Below are 18,211 nucleotides of genomic sequence, written 5' to 3'. Positions count from 1 at the left end.
AAGTTTTAGACAGAAGAACAAAAGAACATATTTCTCTCTCTTGTTCTTCTGTTCTTTTAACTGAAAAATAAAATCTGTATAATCCTATGGTGATTGTGTATTTTGATACATCCCTGTTAGAATACGAATCCGAACCCGGCATACCACCCTACTTTCTTCGTCTGGTTGGACCAATTCAATTGTATCTCCACTGGTCCCAGAAAACTCTTGTACATATAGCCGATGCCTACCCCTGCCATATAAACCGATTCGGAAGAGTCAAGAATCTGATGAAACTTCCCGGAGTTTCGCCCATAACTGCCCATCACTGATATATACTGGTTTTTCAAGATACGCTGTCTGAGGTTCAGCCCTGCAACCAGCAATGCGGCTTGTGACAGTTCCGCACGGTTGATGCCCGTAAACGGTATCTGCTGTGGCATATAGCGCCCCGGTATGGTCCCCCCCACCATATTGATGATGGCAAAAGGATAATTATCGCTTCCGGACAATACGCGTCCATAAAACGAAGGAGTGACAGTGAGCTTACTCGACGGAGAGAAACATCCCTGCCAACGGGCATCGAAAACAGAAATAGGATTGTTGTCTTTATACTGGAAGAGGTTATCCGTATAGAGATGGTAGGATACCGCCCACGACATGCCTTTTGTAGGGGCGCTCCTCTCATTCAAGTTGTTGAACACAAGTCCGGCAAAGTAACTGAATAAGGACGAATTCTCAAACAGTGCCGAAGCCAACGGGTCGAGCGACAGCAAATCATGATAGTGGTAGTAATCAAAGTCAATGCCCAAACTGACCTGGATATTGTTCCAGTCCTTCGCCGCCCCCATACGGACCAGCTGATGTGTAAAAGTCAAATCCAGCGTCAGTTTGCCTTCATTATAAATATTCATATCTTTATAGTCGAACTGATAGGCAAGTCCTGCCTGCCATCCACCGTCCCACTGATAACTATATCCGAGTCGTGCCAGTGTACGCTTGCCCAGACGGGCGGTGAGGCTGGCCAGCGACTCCCGCTGCCGGCCGAAATAGAAGTCCGTATTTGCCTGCAACGCCGCCAGTTCTTCCGTATCAAAACGAAAACCGACATTCAGTTTGTTCTCCCGTACAGCAGGGGCGGCTATTTGGGAATCAACGGGAATCTCCCTATCAACAGCCGCGCCGGGCAAGCGGAAAGGTCCCGGGCGGCGAGGCTGATAATCTTCTGCAAGTCCCAGCTTCCGTTTCAGGGCAAGCAGTCCGTCCCAACTGTCCATGGCAGCACGCTCTCCCCGCACCATCAAAGTGTCGATGGCCTCTTTGGTGAAACTTGCAGCCGAATAGCCGGTGACATCCACCTTTATCAACACGTCGGTATTACGCAGATTCTCACGGTATTTCTTCTCTCCTTGCAGATTAATGATTTGCCCGAAGATGTCTTTCACCGATTTCAGCTCGGAAGCCTTAAGCAGCGGACTCTGCACATCCACCCCGATAATGTAGTCGGCCCCCATGGCAAGCGCCACATCTACCGGATAGTTATTCACCATTCCACCGTCCACCAACACCATTCCATCCAGGTCTACCGGAGCAAACACACCGGGAATGGACATGCTGGAACGCATGGAAGTGGCCAGTATTCCCTCATGGAACACTACTTCGCTGCCATTCACCAGATTTTCCGACACGCAGGCAAACGGAATAGGAAGACGGCTAAAATCCACAGAATCCTGGTAACCTTCTGTCAATGTGGAGAACAAACGTGCCAGGTTCTTCCCTTTTATGATACCCGCATCCGAAACAGCGGCAGATTTCAAAGAAAACGGAATGGAGAGTACATAGCGCTCCGACTTCAACCGGTCATCCAGCAACACATCCTTAGGATTGGGGGCATCCGAGAGCAAGAATTTCCAGTTCTGGGCATTCACCATACTGTCCAATTGCTGTGGGGTATATCCGATAGAATACAAACCGCCCACAATGGCCCCCATACTAGTGCCCACCACATAATCTATAGGGATACCCGCTTCTTCAATTACTTTCAGAGCACCGATATGCGCCGTCCCTTTGGCGCCACCCCCACTGAGTACGACAGCCACTTTCGGACGCCCGGACGCCCAAAGGACCATCGGCAAAAACAACAAACAAGCCCATAGTCTATACTTCATCTCCATCATTTACTTAATACGTATTGGTAATTTATTCCACTCTGAATCAAACAACCCGCTCCGACAAATAGTTCACTATCAGTCGAAGCGGGTCGCAAAAAACGTTCAAGCAATTTATGGAGGATTATCTATAACCCATTTCCAATCAATAAGGTATCATATCCTTCAAGATACCTTCCTTATACCAAGGATCATCAATTTCTTTCAACACTTTGCCCATCTCTGCGCAAAGGTCTTTTACGACTTCTTGGTTTTCTTCCAAAGAAAGGTTATTCATCTGATACGGGTCCTTTTCATCGTCAAACAACAAACTTTTGACCAGCTTATGGTTTTCGCGGTCAATGTAGAGCGCCAGCGTGTAGCGCGCCGATTTAAAGCCGCGCGACGAAGGGAAGTAGGAACGGACCATACCTTCCGCATCCTTCTCACCGTCCAGGTTCTGGATGTAGAGAGCGCCGGTGGGACGTACAATATCCGCCTTTTCATCGAAGAAAAGCGGTGCATAGTTGCGTCCCTGCACCTCGGCCGGAATGGAGTCGGCAAGACCGGCAAGACCCAACAAGGTAGGCATGATGTCCGGCGAGGAAAGCATCAAGTCGTCCACGCGGGGCTTAATCTTATCGGGAAAACGCACCAGGAAAGGAACGTTCATGGACTCGGAGTACGGGGAATTCTTCGGGTCTTCCGTATGCTGGCTGCACATGGTCTCTCCATGGTCGGAGGCAAACACGACAATGGTATTCTTGTCCAGTCCGAGTTCCTTCAAGGCATCGAGTATCTGACCGAAAGCACGGTCGACACCCGTCACAGAAGCAAAGTAGTAGCGTGCACTCTCTGCCTTGAGCATCTTGGAGTCGGCATTCGGACGGACGAGCAAGCTGTCCAGAGGCTGGTTTTTATAGAGATTGAAATCTTCCTCCATACAGTCGTCCAAAGAACGGTACGGACTATGGGGAGGATTCATGCCTACCATAATGAAGAAAGGTTTCTTCGGGTCGCGTACATTCCCCTCGTTCTTCAGATAAGACACCACCTTGCCCGATTCGTGTAACGGTGACCACTCGCGCGGGTCGTGGCGACGGCCTTCCGTATCCCAGTAATGCGGATTCTTGTGTTCGTCAAAGGTACCGTAAGAATACCAGTAATTGAACCCATGACGACGTTCTTTCGGCGTATAGGCATCCCATGCAGGTACACGGTCTTCCACATACTGTCCGGGACGTTCGGGGTCGTTGGGGGTAGGAAAGTCGGCATGCAGTTTGCCAAAGTAGGCACAGTCATATCCGGCATTGCAGAAAACATCACTCACACACACAGCATCCTCACGCAGGGAGCTGATGGGACGGCTCGAATTGCAATTCAATGGAATACCACTCTTATTAGGATACATTCCCGTCAACAGAGAACCACGGTGGGGACTGCTCAACGGGCAGTTGCTCATGGCAGATGTCAATACCACCGACTCCCGGGCAAAATCATTCAAGCGTGGGGTATGCACCGGGTCATTCCGAAAGTTCACTTTCTCGCGAAAACCTTCCTGGCCCCAGAACTCCATCGCCTGGTTACGGTATTGGTCGGGAAAAACGTAAATGACATTCGGCTGGACGGATTGTTCCGCCTGCGGGGCTTTACAGCCCTGCAAGGCGAACAAACCTAAACCACCTAACAAAATATTTAATTGAGTTTTCATTTTTCCAAGTCTCTTTTACGCATCAATCCTTCCAGGAAGTAATAGTCGGCATAATTCAGCGGTACATCAATCTCCGCACCGTGAGGAATACTGCCCACAGAGTGCATCAGGATGAAGTTGCCGTTGGTACCCACCTTGGCACGGTAGGAAGGAGAAGCGAGGCTTTCCATAATCCGGTCGGCGGTTTCCTTGTATCCCTTATCCGGCAGATAAGTACTCAGCTCGTAAAGGGCGGACGCCGTGCAGGCAGCTGCCGAAGCATCGCGAGGTTCATTCGGGATATTGGGAGCATCGAAATCCCAGTAGGGAACCAAGTCTTCCGGAAGATTCTTGTTGTTGAAGATAAAGTTGTAGACCTTTTCAGCCTGCTCCAGGTATTTGGCATCGTGTGTATAGCGATAGCACATGGTATAGCCGTACAAGGCCCACGCTTGTCCACGTGCCCAAGCAGACTCGTCGGCATAGCCTTGTGCAGTCTGTCTCTTACGGACTTCACCGGTTTCGGGGTCATAATCCACCACATGATAGCAGCTGTTGTCCTCACGGAAATGGTTAGCCATAGTCGTATCGGCATGCTTCCGGGCTATGTTATAGAAAGTGGAGTCGCCGGACAGCCTGGAAGCTTCGAACAGCAGTTCGAGGTTCATCATATTATCAATGATAACGGGACATTTCCAGCCACGTTCAGCCTGCCACCCCTTGTCTGCATCCCATGACTGAAGTACGCCTGCTGCAGGGCGGAAACGGGTAGACAATGATTTGGCTGTCTGTATGATGACCGGCTTGTACTCCTCCTTACCCGCAAAACGGTATCCGTTCAGGTAGCTGCTGCCAATCATAAAGCCCACATCATGGTGCCAGGTAAGGTATTGTACCGAATCCAAATCCTCGGTATACTTCTCTGCCAGCGGCAGCCACTTCTGGTCACCGGTCAACTCGTACATATGCCAGATATTACCGGGGAAGAAGCCGGAACACCAATCGTCGATAGGTACATAGACAATGTTCCCATCCTTATCAATGGTACGGGGATTAAGGATTTTACCGGATTTTTCGATAATGTCTGTCTGAATTGTCTCCTGAGCCACAGCATTATCAATGTTTTCTTGGATAAAGTTGCTTTCAGCCTGCTTTTGCCCTGCGCAACCTGCCAATACAAGGAGGGAGATTCCCAATGTAGTGAGGACTGTTTTCATAATAAGGGATTTATTTATTAAGAGTTTATGATTTTTCCTGCTGCAAAAGTAGAGCAAGTGTACAGATTTGACCCGCCTAAATAATTCAATTAATGGCTAAAATCGTTACTTTTGCGTCCGGAAGCACATATTTTCCACCCATTAATCATTAATCACTAAACATTAATCATTACTCCCCATGACCGCACAAGAGTTTTTTAAGAACGACCGCTTCGCCACGAATGCAGGTGTAGAACTGATAGAAATAAAGGAAGGATACAGCAAGGCACGCCTGGTTATCACGGCAGAGCATCTCAATGCAGGAGGCCGTACGCAAGGAGGGGCCATCTTCACCCTTGCCGACCTGGCACTGGCAGCAGCAGCCAACTCCCACGGAACATTGGCCTTCTCTCTTTCGTCCAATATCACCTTCCTGCGCAGCAGCGGACCGGGCGATGTACTGTATGCCGAAGCACGCGAACGCTACATCGGCCGCACCACCGGATATTACCAGATCGACGTCACCAACCAGGAGGGAAAACTGATTGCCACTTTCGAATCCAGTGTATTTAGAAAAGGGGATAACATCACTTTTTCCTTACCACAGACGTCATCGGATAGCGGTTGCCCCGGACACTCTTGAAGAATGCCTTGGCCGAACCGAAATTCAAATACATGTCCAAGCGAATGGGAAGGTGGTTCTTATCATCGGATACGAAGAAGGTGATGACCTCCTTCTCCTTACCTTTCTTGTACTCTACGAAAGAGAATACCAAGCAGCGGTAAACGGTGTCGTTATTCGCCTTGACCTCCTCCTTGCCGCGGTAAATCAACGTCTGCTCTTCCACCCTGCGTCCTGTGGCCATGGGAAAGAGTATCTTCTGCCCTACCTTGTAGTCTTTAGGGTCATAAGAGCGCGCCTGCGCCAAAATGCTCAACATATCGAAGATACAGCGACTATCACTGTATTCCATCTCCTGAGCCTCACGCACGGGATTGTGCCAGGTGCGTCTCTGCTTTACATTCGCCAGTCCGTCCGAGTAGGAGAACCAAGCCTCGTCCACCGTATGGCGGCTTCCCTCCTCTGCCGCTTTACGGAAGTAGAGCGGCTCCAACCTATCGCTGACATAACAAGTCAACGTATCACGCATCTTGAAGAAAAAATCGGTCTTTTTACTGCCTACACAAAGCAAGTTAAAGCGAAATGCAGGCTCGGAATGGTAAGTCGTGGCATTGGTAGTGAGGCTTGCCAGACCCACCTTCTTCCAAATGAACTTCCAATTGAAATATAAATCGTACATGACATGCTCGCCCGACTGGAAAGCTTCATTCTTTGCAGTACATTGGGCCTGAACAGACTGGGAGGTTCCCAAACAGACCGCTCCCACCATTAATAGAATGAACAATTGCTTCCGCCTAATAGCTATGGCCTCTACCACTGTTGCGGCTGCTATTGCCACTGCGGTTATTTTTGTTCCTGTTTTGCTTTTTCTTGTCTTCATCTGGTTTTTGTTTTTTTAGTTCGTCCGGCTTCTGCCTATCCAGGGACTTGGCCTTAATATCCCATTCCTGGGTCAAATCAAAGTTCGCTTTAAGCTCCAGAACCATCGGATAATAGTAAACCATTTCAGGCTGGCGCTTCTCGGCGTAGTTTCCCGTATCCCAGACGCCATTCCCATTCGTATCATTTATCAGCCGCGCTCCATATTTGCCCGGATTGAGGAAATAGAAATCGGCTTTCCCATCCACCACCGGCACCGTGCGCAGCACTTTGTCCTGACCGTCCAGTAGTTCCACAAAAGCCAGAGAGTCCGCTCCATGCACATTAAAGAATATCTGCCCGTACTCTTCCAGCTTCTTGGCCTTGAAGTCCTTCTTTATCTTGTCGGAGAACAACCCGTACAACCCGCGTATGGCAGCAGAATCCACTTCAAATGTATAGCTTTCGCCGGGTGCCCATTCGGCAAACAGATTATAACGCTTCAAGTCCAAAGAGTCGCGCATAAAGTCGAACGGGATATCCTGCCACAACGAGTCCACTTTCAGTTTCAGATGGAAAGCGGTGGTATCTATGCTTGCCACCGGCTCCGTAAACGACAGAGTAAGATAATCATATACATCGATTGCAGAAGGGGCATACACATCTACAGCCAGGAATTCCGTCGGCTCGGGCTCTTCCACCTCACCTTCCTTCAACTTCTTCTTTTTCTTCTCACGCTCTTTCTGTTCCTTTTCCTTCGCTTCCTGCTTCTGCTTCTGCTGCTTGTCGTATGTCAACTTCGCCAGCACATTCAAAGTATCGGTACGGGGTACCAATCGTTTCAGGCTATCCGTATACAAATAGGTGATACTCATTTTCAGGGAATCCTGCTTATAGAGCAGAGAATCCTTTATCCAATAATGAATCGTATCGTTCCGGCCGGTAGGCTGTTCTATAACAAACGCATCTTCCTCATTAAAGTTCAATCCTTTCAATAAAGGCAACGTGTCTGCCGGAGCAGTGAAATAGAGCGAAAACTTCTCCGGAGTCAACCGTTCGGCCTTCAAAAAACGTTGCGAGAAGGAAAGCTCCTTGAAAGCACGCAGCAGAACATCATCCGGCAGGTAGTGGGTATATTGACGTTCTACAATCGTATCTACTGTCAGCGAGTCTATCCAGGTCGTATCCTGGCGCATGCGCTCTTCCATGGAAGGAATGATGATAGAGTCATTAAAAGCTATCACTTCCGTCGGCTGGGAATAGGCAAAATTCTGGTCGGCATCCTGCAAGGCATAAATGCGATACTTGCCGGGAGCCACTCCACGGATAGAGAAGCGTCCGCGACTGTCCGTACGCCCCACCCGCTCAAAAGGAAGTTTGGTAAAAGCGGAGTCGGCCAGATTGGCATGCAGACCGACCAGCATTCCTTTCACCGGTTCAAGATTGGCCGCATTCAGTACTGTACCGGCCACAGCCATAGAGTCGAGACGGTCGCCCGTAGAGAAAGAATAGAAGAAATTCTCCAAGGGATTCCCCTCATTATTATCCTGGATGGCATCACCAAAATCGAATGTATAAGTGGTATTGGGTTTCAATGTATCCTGCAGGGTGATGACCACCTTCTTCCCATTAGACTTAATTTCGGGCTGCTGCACCTGCGGAGGGGATATTACAATCTTCTCATTCGGCTTGTCAAGCTTGATAAATTCGTCGAACTCAATGGAAAGTTTATTTTTATTGTGATGGAGTGCGCCGGGCGTGGGAGTACCGGAAATAAAACGCGGAGGAGTCTCATCATAAGGTCCTCCTTCAATGCGGCCTACACTGGCACAAGAATACAGTGCGGCAGCTATGGCAACACCCCCCAACAACCTGCGGAAAAGCGGCTTCATTTTAGTATGGCGTTTACGTTCTAACATGCTGCAAAAATAAAGGTTATCTGCCAATTAGCGGTATGCTTTACAGTATTTTAATCAAAAAATGTCCTTTCGTTCTCATCTATGTATGAAACATAGTTAAAAAAGGAAGTGTTTCACACCTTATATACTAAGAAAAGAATATTTTTGCAGACGAAAACTGAATAGGAGTATTCAGTTTTCTTTTTCCTGCCTTATTTCTAAATCATGAATTACACACAAAAACGCCTTTCAAGAATCGAAAAAAAGAAGAATATAAAATTATACAGAGAACAAAAAAGAGTATGAAGAGTAGATTAGTATTATTGGCATGTTGCCTGGCACTGCTCAGCAGTTGCGGACAAGGCGACAAAGGAACGGGTAAAGCTCCCGAATTTGCAGTGATTGAGGCAAAGACCACCACTGCCAACTTGACAAACAGCTACCCTGCTACTATCAAGGGGAAACAAGATGTAGAAATCCGCCCGATGGTGAGTGGGTTCATCACAAAATTGCACGTGGACGAAGGCGCAACAGTGCGCAAAGGACAAGTGTTGTTCAGCATCGACCCCGTACAGTATCAAGCAGCCGTAAATTCGGCCAAAGCTGCTGTTGAAACAGCCAAAGCTGCCGTAAACACACAAGAACTGACTGTAAACAACAAACGTGAACTGAACAAGAAAAACATCATCAGTGACTACGATTTGCAAATGGCCGAAAACCAGCTGGCACAGACAAAGGCACAACTAGCACAAGCCAATGCCCAATTGGTCAATGCCAAGAACAATTTGTCATACACCAGTGTAACCAGCCCCAGTGACGGTGTAGTAGGTAGCATTCCCTACCGCGTAGGTAGCTTGGTTAGTCCTTCCGTAGCCAGCCCGCTGACTACCGTTGCCGACATCTCCGAAATGTACGCCTACTTCTCCATGACCGAACGCCAACTCTTGTCACAGATTCGTGAAGGCGGTAGCACCAAGGAAATTCTGGAAAAGATGCCGAATGTACAGTTGCAGCTCATCGACGGAACCATGTATGCCGACAGTGGCCGCGTGGAGACAATCAGCGGAGTCATTGACCAGACTACCGGTTCGGTAACCATGCGTGCCCTCTTCCCCAACAAGCACAACGTGCTGCGTAGTGGAAGCACCGGCAATGTGGTATTCCCCAACCCGCTGCATGATGTCATCATGATTCCACAGTCTGCCACTACCGAAATCCAGGACAAGCAGTTCGTATTCGTACTGCAACCGGACAACACGCTGAAAAATACCGAAGTTAAAGTGTTCAGCTTAGACGACGGCAAGTATTATTACGTGACGGAAGGTTTGAAAGCAGGCGAAAAAATCGTTATCGAAGGGGTACAGAACCTGAAGGACGGACAGTCCATCACGCCCATCACGCCTGCTGAAAAGGAAGCCGAATACCAGAAGGCCCTAAAAGACCAGAAAGAAGGCAATATTCAGACTGCGTTTCAATGAAAGAATGAAAAATAAAAAAATTCTTCAATTTTTAATTCCTTAATTGTTCATGAAATGAAATTAGATAGATTTATTAACCGTCCGGTACTATCAACGGTAATTTCCATCCTGATAGTAATCTTAGGAGTTATTGGTCTGGCTACCTTGCCTATCACCCAATACCCGGACATTGCACCTCCCACCGTATCGGTAAGTGCGACTTACCAAGGTGCCAATGCCCAAACGGTGCTTAACTCCGTTATCGCTCCGCTGGAGGACCAGATTAACGGTGTGGAAAATATGATGTATATGAGTTCGAGCGCCACCAACAGCGGTTCGGGCGACATCTCCATCTACTTCAAGCAAGGTACCGACCCCGATATGGCAGCGGTGAACGTACAGAACCGCGTTTCCATGGCGCAAGGCTTGCTGCCTGCCGAAGTTACCAAAATCGGTGTAACCACCCGTAAACGCCAGACTTCCATGTTGATGGTATTCTCCATCTATGATGAAAAAGACCAGTACAACATCGAGTTCCTGGAAAACTACGCCAACATCAACCTTATCCCTGAGGTGAAACGTGTCAACGGTGTGGGCGATGCCATGGTATTGGGACAAGACTACTCCATGCGTATCTGGCTGAAACCTGATGTAATGGCCCAATACAAACTTATCCCCAACGATGTGGTTGCCGCCTTGAGCGAACAGAACATCGAAGCGGCTCCCGGCCAGTTGGGTGAGCGCGGTAACCAAACCTACCAGTATACTCTGCGTTACAAAGGACGTCTGCAACAGACTACGGAGTTCGAGAACATTGTCATCAAGGCCTTGGAGAACGGTGAAATACTCCGTCTGAAGGATGTAGCAAATGTGGAACTGGGCCGTCTGTCATACGGATTCAACAATATGGTAAACGGACATAAAGCCGTGAGTTGTATCATTTTCCAGATGGCAGGCAGTAATGCCACGCAGACCATCTCGGATATCGAGGCCCTACTGGACGACTATTCCAGCAAACTGCCCACCGGCTTAAAGATAAACATTGCACAGAGTGCCAACGACTTCCTCTTCGCTTCCATACATGAGGTAATCAAGACATTGATCGAGGCCTTTATCCTGGTGTTCATCGTAGTGTATATCTTCCTGCAGGATATGCGCTCCACGTTGATTCCCGCCATCGCCATTCCCGTGGCGTTGATTGCCACCTTCTTTGTATTGAAACTGATTGGCTTCAGTATCAACTTGCTGACCCTTTCGGCCATGGTGCTTGCCATTGCGATTGTGGTCGATGATGCCATCGTCGTCGTCGAGGGCGTCCATGCCAAGCTGGACCAGGGCTACAAATCGGCCCGTACAGCTTCCATCGACGCCATGAGTGAACTGGGTGGTGCCATCGTCTCCATTACGTTGGTGATGATGTCCGTATTCGTTCCCGTGAGCTTCATGGGAGGTACGGCAGGTACTTTCTACCGTCAGTTCGGTTTGACCATGGCGATTGCCATCGGTTTCTCGGCTCTGAACGCCCTGACCCTGAGTCCTGCGCTGTGTGCCATCTTCCTGAAACCTCACAACGGCGGACACGAAAGTCTGAAAGAGCGTGTAGGCGTTGCCGCCAAGGAAGCCCGCAAGATTATGATTGCACGTTATGCCGACTCTATAGGCCGGTTGATGCGTCCCGGCATTACACTGCTCTTCGTGACGGTAGCTATCCTGGGCATGATTTTCGGTCTGTTCAGCTTCAGCGAACACCCCATTCTGTGTAGCTTGATGATTATCATCAGTGTGCTGGCGTTGGCAGGTATGACTACCGACAAGTTCAAACAATCCTTCAATGACTCATACAACGGTATCCTGGGCAAGTATAAGAAACAAGTGCTGTTCTTCATCCAGAAACGCTGGATATCGGCAGGACTGGTTATCGGCTCTATTGTACTGTTGGGCGTATTCATGCAGATAACCCCGACCGGTATGGTGCCCAACGAAGACACCGGTACCATCATGGGCGCTGTGACACTGCCTCCGGGCACTTCACAAGAACGCGCACAAGAGATTTTGAACCGTGTGGACAGCTTGGTTGCTGCAGACCCTGCCGTACAGTCACGTACCGTTATCTCAGGTTATAGCTTCTTGGGCGGTCAAGGCCCCTCCTACGGTTCACTCATCATCAAGCTGAAGAACTGGGAAGAACGTTCCACGATGCAGAACTCCACGATTGTGTACGCCACCTTGTACATGCGCGCCCAAAAGATTATCAAGGAAGCGCAGGTATTGTTCTTCGCGCCACCTATGATTCCGGGTTACTCGGCTTCAAGCGACATCGAGTTGAACATGCAGGACAAGACGGGTGGTGATTTGAACCACTTCTTCGACGTGGTGAACAACTATACTGCTGCCCTGGAAGCGCGTCCGGAAATCAACTCCGCCAAGACCTCCTTCAACCCCCACTTCCCGCAATACCAGCTGGACATTGATGCTGCCGCTTGTAAGAAAGCAGGCATCAGCCCCAATGATATCTTGACTACCTTGCAGGGATATTACGGTGGTTTGTATGCTTCCAACTTCAACAGCTTCGGTAAGATGTACCGCGTAATGGTACAAGCCGAACCTGATGCTACCAAGAATATGGAAACACTGCAAAGCATCAAGGTGCGCAACGGCAACGAGATGGCACCTATCACGCAGTTCATCTCCATCAAGAAAGTATATGGTCCTGACGTCATCAGCCGTTTCAACCTCTACACCTCCATGAAGGTGATGGTGGCTCCCGCATCAGGCTACACTTCCGGTCAGGCTCTGCAAGCCATTGCCGAAGTGGCGCAGGAAAACCTGCCTGCCGGTTTCGGTTATGAGTTGGGAGGTATGGCGCGTGAAGAGGCCGAAACGAGTGGCAGCACTACGGGACTCATCTTCATATTGTGCTTCGTATTCGTTTATCTGTTGCTGAGTGCCCAGTACGAAAGCTACATCCTGCCTTTATCCGTATTGCTGTCCGTGCCGTTCGGTCTGCTGGGTAGCTTCCTCTTTGTAGGCGGTATAGGCGCATTGGGCAGCATCCCGGCACTGAAAATGATTCTGGGTACGATGTCCAATGACATCTATATGCAGATTGCCCTCATCATGTTGATGGGTCTGTTGGCCAAGAATGCCATCTTGATTGTAGAGTTTGCCCTCGAACGCCGCAGAATGGGTATGAGTATCACCTGGGCAGCCGTATTGGGTGCCGCAGCCCGTCTGCGTCCTATCTTGATGACGTCGTTGGCAATGATTGTCGGTCTGCTCCCGCTGATGTTTGCTTCCGGTGCGGGTGCCAACGGTAACCGTACGCTGGGTACGTCTGCCATCGGCGGTATGTTAATCGGTATGATTCTGCAAATCTTCATAGTGCCCGCACTGTTCGTGGCATTCCAGTACCTGCAGGAGAAATTCAAGCCGATGGAATGGGAAGATGTGGACAACTCGGATGCAGAACCGGAGATTGAACAATATACAAAATAGTGATTAACGATTAGCGATTATGAAGAAAATAATATGCCTGATGTGCGCAACTGCTTTATTGAGCAGTTGCCACATCTACAAATCATACGACAGACCCGAAGACATAACAACTGCCGGACTGTATCGCGACACGGCGTCCGTGAACGATACATTAGCCGCAGATACGGCCAACTTCGGTAATCTGCCTTGGAGAGAAGTGTTCACAGACCCGCAGCTGCAGACACTTATCGAGCAAGCACTCACCAACAACGGTGACCTGCGCAGTGCCGCCTTGAACGTGAAACAAGCACAAGCCGCACTGATGTCTGCCCGCCTTGCCTATGCTCCGATGCTTGCCTTGTCTCCGCAAGGAACCGTCAGCAGCTGGGACAAGGGAAAGGCTACACAAATCTACTCCCTGCCCGTCACCGCAAGCTGGCAAGTCGACCTCTTCGGTCAACTGCTGAACCCGAAGCGACAAGCAAAGGTTAGCTTGAAGCAGACGCAATTCTACGAACAAGCCGTTCAGACGCAAGTCATCGCCGGCGTAGCCAACATGTACTACACCCTGCTGATGCTGGACCGCCAACTGCAAATCACCGAAGGCACCGTCGAGATTCTGAAAAAGAACCTGGAGACCGTGCAAGCCATGAAAGATGCAGGCATCTACGGAACCACTTCTGCTGCCGTAGAGCAGAGCCGCACTGCCTACGCTCAAGTCATGGCATCACTGCCCGACATACGCCAGAGCATACGCGAAACCGAAAACGCCCTCTGCCTGATGTTGCACCAACCGGCACAGAGCATCGCACGCGGTGTACTGGAAGAGCAACAGCTGCCTACGGAATTTTCAGTAGGTATCCCCTTGCAGTTGCTATCCAACCGTCCGGACGTGAAAGCTGCCGAGATGTCACTGGCTGCCAGCTACTATAATACCAACAGCGCCCGTGCCGCTTTCTACCCGCAGATTACATTGAGCGGTTCGGGAGGCTGGACCAATAACTCCGGTGCAGGTATCGTCAACCCGGGTAAACTGCTGGCTTCCGCCATCGGTTCGCTGACGCAACCCTTGTTCTATCGCGGTGCCAACATTGCCCGTCTGAAACAAGCCAAGGCACAAGAGGAGCAGGCTAAGATTCAGTTCCAAACCGCCCTGCTAAATGCCGGAAATGAAGTGAGCAACGCCCTGCACCTGTATCAAATGGAGAAGGACAAAGCCGTTTCACGCACTATTCAAGTAAATTCTGCCCGCCAAGCTGCCTCAGATACAAAAGAATTGTTTAACTTAGGCACGTCGACCTATCTGGAAGTCTTGTCTGCCGAGCAGTCTTACCTCAGCGCACAGCTTGCAGAAGTATCCGACACCTTCAGCAGCATGCAGGCGGTTATCAGCCTGTATCAAGCGCTTGGAGGAGGAAGAGAATAAAATGAGCGATAAGTGATTAGTGATTAGCGATTAATGAAATAGTAAATCCTAATCACTAACCATTTATCACTAATCATTAATCATTAATCGCTAATTACTATGATAAGTCCGTTAGCTTATGTAGATTCTGCCGCAAAAATCGGCAAGAATGTAACCATCCAGCCCTTTGCATTTATCGAAGGGAACGTGGAAATCGGTGATGACTGTATTATTATGTCGGGTGCAAAAATTCTGCACGGTACCCGCATGGGAAAAGGGAACAAGGTACATCACAATGCCGTTCTGGGTGCCGAACCGCAAGACTTCCACTATACGGGAGAGAGCAGTATGCTGATTATCGGTGATAATAACGACATCCGCGAGAACGTGGTTATCAGCCGTGCTACCCATGCAGGAAGCGCTACCCGCATCGGCAATGAAAACTACCTGATGGATGGTGTACACCTCTGCCACGACGTGCAGATAGGCAACCATTGTGTACTGGGTATCAAGACTACCGTAGCCGGAGAATGTCAGATAGACGATTGTACCATTCTGAGCAGCAATGTCATTCTGCACCAATACTGCCACATTGGAAGTTGGGTACTGATTCAAGCTGGCTGCCGCATATCAAAGGATGTGCCGCCCTATATCATCATGAACGGTAATCCGGCAGAATACCACGGCATCAACGCTGCTGTGCTTCAACACAAACACCAGGTGAGCGAACGTGTATTGCGCCATATCGTAAATACCTACCGTCTGGTATACCAGGGAAACTTCAGCGTGCAGGATGCCTTGCAGAAGATTGAAGACCAAGTACCGATGAGTGACGAGATACACAATATCATCAACTTCATCAAGAATTCCAAAGGAATCGTGAAGTAAACACCCTTCTTCGGGCACGAATCACGCAGACAATACGGATGGATAAATTCTTTTCTGTAAGTTTGCGTAGTTCGTGCCTTTTTCTATATTCCTCTACAATAGTTCCTGCATTATCTTTTACTATTTTTTGATGCATATTCATTCCAGGCAGTATGCTAAGTAAAACAAACTGTTTCCTTTAACTAAACATTTTGTTTCCTTATAGAAAACACTTTGTTTCCCTTAACAAAACAGTTCGTTCCATTATATGAAAACAAAGTGTTTTTCTATACTGAAACAAAGTGTTCTCTAATGCTGGAACAAACTGTTCAGTGTTGTGAACTAACGGATTAAGTATATAAAGGGGATTTATTATACTGTTTCTGTAGACAATGGCCCGTCTTGTCTTATAAAAGACGGGGAAAGAGCAGGAAGCAACCGGGTACGCCCGGAAGGGTGAGGGTAGAATTTGCCCTCACCCTTTTTATTTGCTCTCACTCACCCTTGAAAGGGCGATGAATAGGGAGTTTCAGAAAAGCGGTGATAGTGGTGAGGGCAAGTTGAGTAACTTTTTGTTCTACTACTACTCGAAATGCAGGGTACCGAAGAACTCCGGGCAATGGAAGTTCGGCTTCTCCAGACCTATCGGATTCCAGGAAAGGAAATGGGGAGTCTGGAGCTTGTCACCACATTTATAAAAATTGGCACGGAGCGTCTTTCCATCCAACGAAGTGATGTCATGCAGGAAGAAAGCGGAATAAGGGATGACCAGGGCCACTTCCCAGGCACACTCACCTACTCTTTCGTCGAAAGCCTCACGTCCCAAAGAAGCCCAACGCTGTACTTTATCGAGCACCTCTTGCGGGGCATGCTGGCGGTTTCCACGTCCGGCACCTGCCCCAATAAGCAGAGTCCCGGCACAATTACACTCCATATTGTAGTACACTCCGTCATCGGCAGGCACAGAGAAGAACTCTACACACGCATCTTCCCAAACCGGACCGTTATCGTGGCCTGCAACTGCGCGTACACTCGCTTCCCTTACCTTGAAATGCAGCAGAATGGCATCTTCCGTATGCGCTATGCGGAATTCCACATCGGGAGTATAAGGAAAAGCAGCCCAATTCACTGTGTTTACGGGCTGAAACGCCACCTTCTCTTCATCCAGAAGAGCCGGAACCGACTCTACCGGTATATTGGCCGCACTTACTTTCTTTACATTCAATTCTTTCATTTTACTATTTTGGGGATTAATTGCAGATAGCGGCAACATGCAAAGAGCTGCCGCTATCGTCATTAAAAACTTTTTCAGATACATGAGTCAATGAATTTTTTCATCTCCGGTGTATGCTCCTCCACGCTCTGCAACAGTTTGAACTGAGCCTTGGTACGCACAAGATTGTGCTCCGGATACTGGATTTTATAATAAGTATCACCGTTGATATAATCTGCCAGGAAGCGTACGCACTGCATGTATGGGAACAAGGCAGCCGCATAAGGCAGATTCTCAATCTCTATCGGCAACAAGAAGGATTTGCCCGATTCCAGATACCCCTTGGTAAATGCCTGGAATATTTCCATATTGAAGTTCACATTATCCAGATTCTTGTCGTCTTCCAACCCCGTGTTGGCACCTGAGCGAAGGAAATCGCCATAATCGGAGAAGATGAAGCTGGGCATCACCGTATCCAGGTCAATGACACAAAGCACCGTACCGTCTTCGTCGAACATCATGTTGTTTACTTTCGTATCACAGTGGCATACCCGTTTGGGCAGTTTGCCTTCACGGAACAAGCGTTCTGCCTTGCACATTTCATCGGCACGTTTTTCTATTTCATCCAGGAAGTACCGCACCTCCTGCACACGTCCCGCCGCATCGGCAGCCACAGCGTCACGGAGTTGCTTCAGACGGAACTCCATGTTGTGGAAATCGGGAATTGTCTCGCCCAATGTATCTGGAATATCGGCAAGCATAGCCTGGAAGTTACCGAAGGCAGCTCCCGCATAATAGGAATATTCGGGGTTCACCGTCTCGTAAGTCTTGGCACGGGGAATAAAAGTCATGATACGCCAGTAGTTCTCACCGTCATACCAATAGGTTTTCCCTTCGGCCGTGGGGATGAAATGAAGCACTTTACGCTCGACATCGGCCTCTCCTTTCTCTTCCAGCTTCTTACGGATATGCCCGGTCACAGCCTCGATATTGGACTGTAACATCTCTACATTCTGGAAAATGGCATGATTGATACGTTGCAGAACATAGTCCGGCGCATCGGCCTCAGCGGTGGTCACTTTGTACGTATCGTTAATCAGGCCTGAGCCTAAAGGCTTGATTTCACGAACCGTACCCTGCATTTGAAAATGAGATACAATAGGTAAAAGGTCTTTCATGATAATAAATGAATTAATTTGTTTACAAAGATACGCCGATTGCCATCTATCAAAAGACAAGTATCGTTCGGCGCGCTTCCAAAATTATACATTTATCCAAACATAACCGCAAAAACTGCCTAATAAATAAGAAGTCTTGTACAAAATATACCTATATTTCCTCTATGAAAAGCAAGACCGCGACTATCTTTGTGAGTGGAAACGAGTGTCTATTCCTTTCTACATCT

12 protein-coding genes are annotated in these 18,211 nt (G+C 48.7%); 5 read left to right on the top strand and 7 right to left on the bottom strand.

Features of this window, described 5'->3' with window-relative positions; translation table 11 throughout:
* Positions 1 to 116 precede the first annotated feature (116 nt).
* The 3 genes from ACESTD_RS15890 to ACESTD_RS15880 all read right to left on the bottom strand — a co-directional run bounded on the left by ACESTD_RS15890 (position 117) and on the right by ACESTD_RS15880 (position 5,033).
* Positions 117 to 2,147 carry a patatin-like phospholipase family protein gene (locus ACESTD_RS15890; RefSeq protein WP_373159002.1) on the bottom strand — a complete coding sequence of 677 codons (2,031 nt, stop codon included), beginning with the start codon at positions 2,145 to 2,147 and terminating at the stop codon, positions 117 to 119.
* Between the two features lie 145 nt (positions 2,148 to 2,292).
* Complete coding sequence (locus tag ACESTD_RS15885; protein WP_016272089.1) at positions 2,293 to 3,837, bottom strand: sulfatase; 1,545 nt, start codon at positions 3,835 to 3,837, stop codon at positions 2,293 to 2,295.
* On the bottom strand, positions 3,834 to 5,033 hold the full coding sequence (locus ACESTD_RS15880; RefSeq protein WP_005833826.1) for a glycoside hydrolase family 88 protein: 1,200 nt from the start codon (positions 5,031 to 5,033) through the stop codon (positions 3,834 to 3,836). Before ACESTD_RS15880 ends, ACESTD_RS15885 begins: the two co-directional genes overlap by 4 nt.
* Positions 5,034 to 5,211: 178 nt before the next feature.
* Here ACESTD_RS15880 and ACESTD_RS15875 point away from each other — a divergent pair, with 178 nt between their 5' ends.
* Positions 5,212 to 5,655, top strand: coding sequence for a PaaI family thioesterase (locus ACESTD_RS15875; RefSeq protein WP_005826009.1), 444 nt, complete (start codon positions 5,212 to 5,214; stop codon positions 5,653 to 5,655).
* Here ACESTD_RS15875 and ACESTD_RS15870 read toward each other — a convergent pair.
* Entirely contained in the window at positions 5,600 to 6,514 is a 915-nt protein-coding gene (locus ACESTD_RS15870) for a DUF3108 domain-containing protein (protein ID WP_080545834.1), read from the bottom strand. The genes ACESTD_RS15875 and ACESTD_RS15870 overlap by 56 nt on opposite strands.
* Entirely contained in the window at positions 6,429 to 8,384 is a 1,956-nt protein-coding gene (locus tag ACESTD_RS15865) for an Ig-like domain-containing domain (protein ID WP_005833829.1), read from the bottom strand. The genes ACESTD_RS15870 and ACESTD_RS15865 overlap by 86 nt, the downstream gene beginning before the upstream one ends.
* 308 nt (positions 8,385 to 8,692) lie before the next feature.
* On the opposite strand from ACESTD_RS15865, the gene ACESTD_RS15860 reads away from it, so the two are divergent.
* The 4 genes from ACESTD_RS15860 to lpxA all read left to right on the top strand — a co-directional run bounded on the left by ACESTD_RS15860 (position 8,693) and on the right by lpxA (position 15,614).
* Positions 8,693 to 9,868 (top strand): efflux RND transporter periplasmic adaptor subunit, encoded by a 1,176-nt coding sequence (locus ACESTD_RS15860; RefSeq protein ID WP_005833830.1) that lies wholly within the window; start codon positions 8,693 to 8,695, stop codon positions 9,866 to 9,868.
* A 54-nt stretch (positions 9,869 to 9,922) separates the two neighbouring features.
* Positions 9,923 to 13,342 (top strand): efflux RND transporter permease subunit, encoded by a 3,420-nt coding sequence (locus ACESTD_RS15855; RefSeq protein WP_022401866.1) that lies wholly within the window; start codon positions 9,923 to 9,925, stop codon positions 13,340 to 13,342.
* A 19-nt stretch (positions 13,343 to 13,361) separates the two neighbouring features.
* Entirely contained in the window at positions 13,362 to 14,747 is a 1,386-nt protein-coding gene (locus tag ACESTD_RS15850; protein ID WP_057097415.1) for a TolC family protein, read from the top strand.
* A 99-nt stretch (positions 14,748 to 14,846) separates the two neighbouring features.
* On the top strand, positions 14,847 to 15,614 hold the full coding sequence (gene lpxA / locus ACESTD_RS15845) for an acyl-ACP--UDP-N-acetylglucosamine O-acyltransferase (protein WP_373159003.1): 768 nt from the start codon (positions 14,847 to 14,849) through the stop codon (positions 15,612 to 15,614).
* Positions 15,615 to 16,176: 562 nt separating this feature from the next.
* On the opposite strand, the gene ACESTD_RS15840 is transcribed toward lpxA, so the two are convergent.
* Entirely contained in the window at positions 16,177 to 16,911 is a 735-nt protein-coding gene (locus ACESTD_RS15840; RefSeq protein WP_005826029.1) for a carbohydrate-binding family 9-like protein, read from the bottom strand.
* On the bottom strand, positions 16,902 to 17,984 hold the full coding sequence (locus ACESTD_RS15835; protein WP_373159004.1) for a phosphotransferase enzyme family protein: 1,083 nt from the start codon (positions 17,982 to 17,984) through the stop codon (positions 16,902 to 16,904). Before ACESTD_RS15835 ends, ACESTD_RS15840 begins: the two co-directional genes overlap by 10 nt.
* Positions 17,985 to 18,211: the final 227 nt, after the last annotated feature.

Origin of the sequence: Bacteroides sp. AR20 (assembly GCF_964250605.1) — a bacterium.
Lineage (GTDB): Bacteria > Bacteroidota > Bacteroidia > Bacteroidales > Bacteroidaceae > Bacteroides > Bacteroides uniformis.
The sequence above is the reverse complement of the archived record's forward strand: the minus strand, read 5'-3'. Positions and strand labels throughout refer to the sequence as shown.

Bases quoted from the DNA above. Each gene is read 5' to 3' on its own strand.
- ACESTD_RS15890 (WP_373159002.1), bottom strand. From the start codon at position 2,147: ATGAAGTATAGACTATGGGCTTGTTTGTTGTTTTTGCCGATGGTCCTT.
- ACESTD_RS15885 (WP_016272089.1), bottom strand. From the start codon at position 3,837: ATGAAAACTCAATTAAATATTTTGTTAGGTGGTTTAGGTTTGTTCGCC.
- ACESTD_RS15880 (WP_005833826.1), bottom strand. From the start codon at position 5,033: ATGAAAACAGTCCTCACTACATTGGGAATCTCCCTCCTTGTATTGGCA.
- ACESTD_RS15875 (WP_005826009.1), top strand. From the start codon at position 5,212: ATGACCGCACAAGAGTTTTTTAAGAACGACCGCTTCGCCACGAATGCA.
- ACESTD_RS15870 (WP_080545834.1), bottom strand. From the start codon at position 6,514: ATGAAGACAAGAAAAAGCAAAACAGGAACAAAAATAACCGCAGTGGCA.
- ACESTD_RS15865 (WP_005833829.1), bottom strand. From the start codon at position 8,384: ATGAAGCCGCTTTTCCGCAGGTTGTTGGGGGGTGTTGCCATAGCTGCC.
- ACESTD_RS15860 (WP_005833830.1), top strand. From the start codon at position 8,693: ATGAAGAGTAGATTAGTATTATTGGCATGTTGCCTGGCACTGCTCAGC.
- ACESTD_RS15855 (WP_022401866.1), top strand. From the start codon at position 9,923: ATGAAATTAGATAGATTTATTAACCGTCCGGTACTATCAACGGTAATT.
- ACESTD_RS15850 (WP_057097415.1), top strand. From the start codon at position 13,362: ATGAAGAAAATAATATGCCTGATGTGCGCAACTGCTTTATTGAGCAGT.
- lpxA (WP_373159003.1), top strand. From the start codon at position 14,847: ATGATAAGTCCGTTAGCTTATGTAGATTCTGCCGCAAAAATCGGCAAG.
- ACESTD_RS15840 (WP_005826029.1), bottom strand. From the start codon at position 16,911: ATGTATCTGAAAAAGTTTTTAATGACGATAGCGGCAGCTCTTTGCATG.
- ACESTD_RS15835 (WP_373159004.1), bottom strand. From the start codon at position 17,984: ATGAAAGACCTTTTACCTATTGTATCTCATTTTCAAATGCAGGGTACG.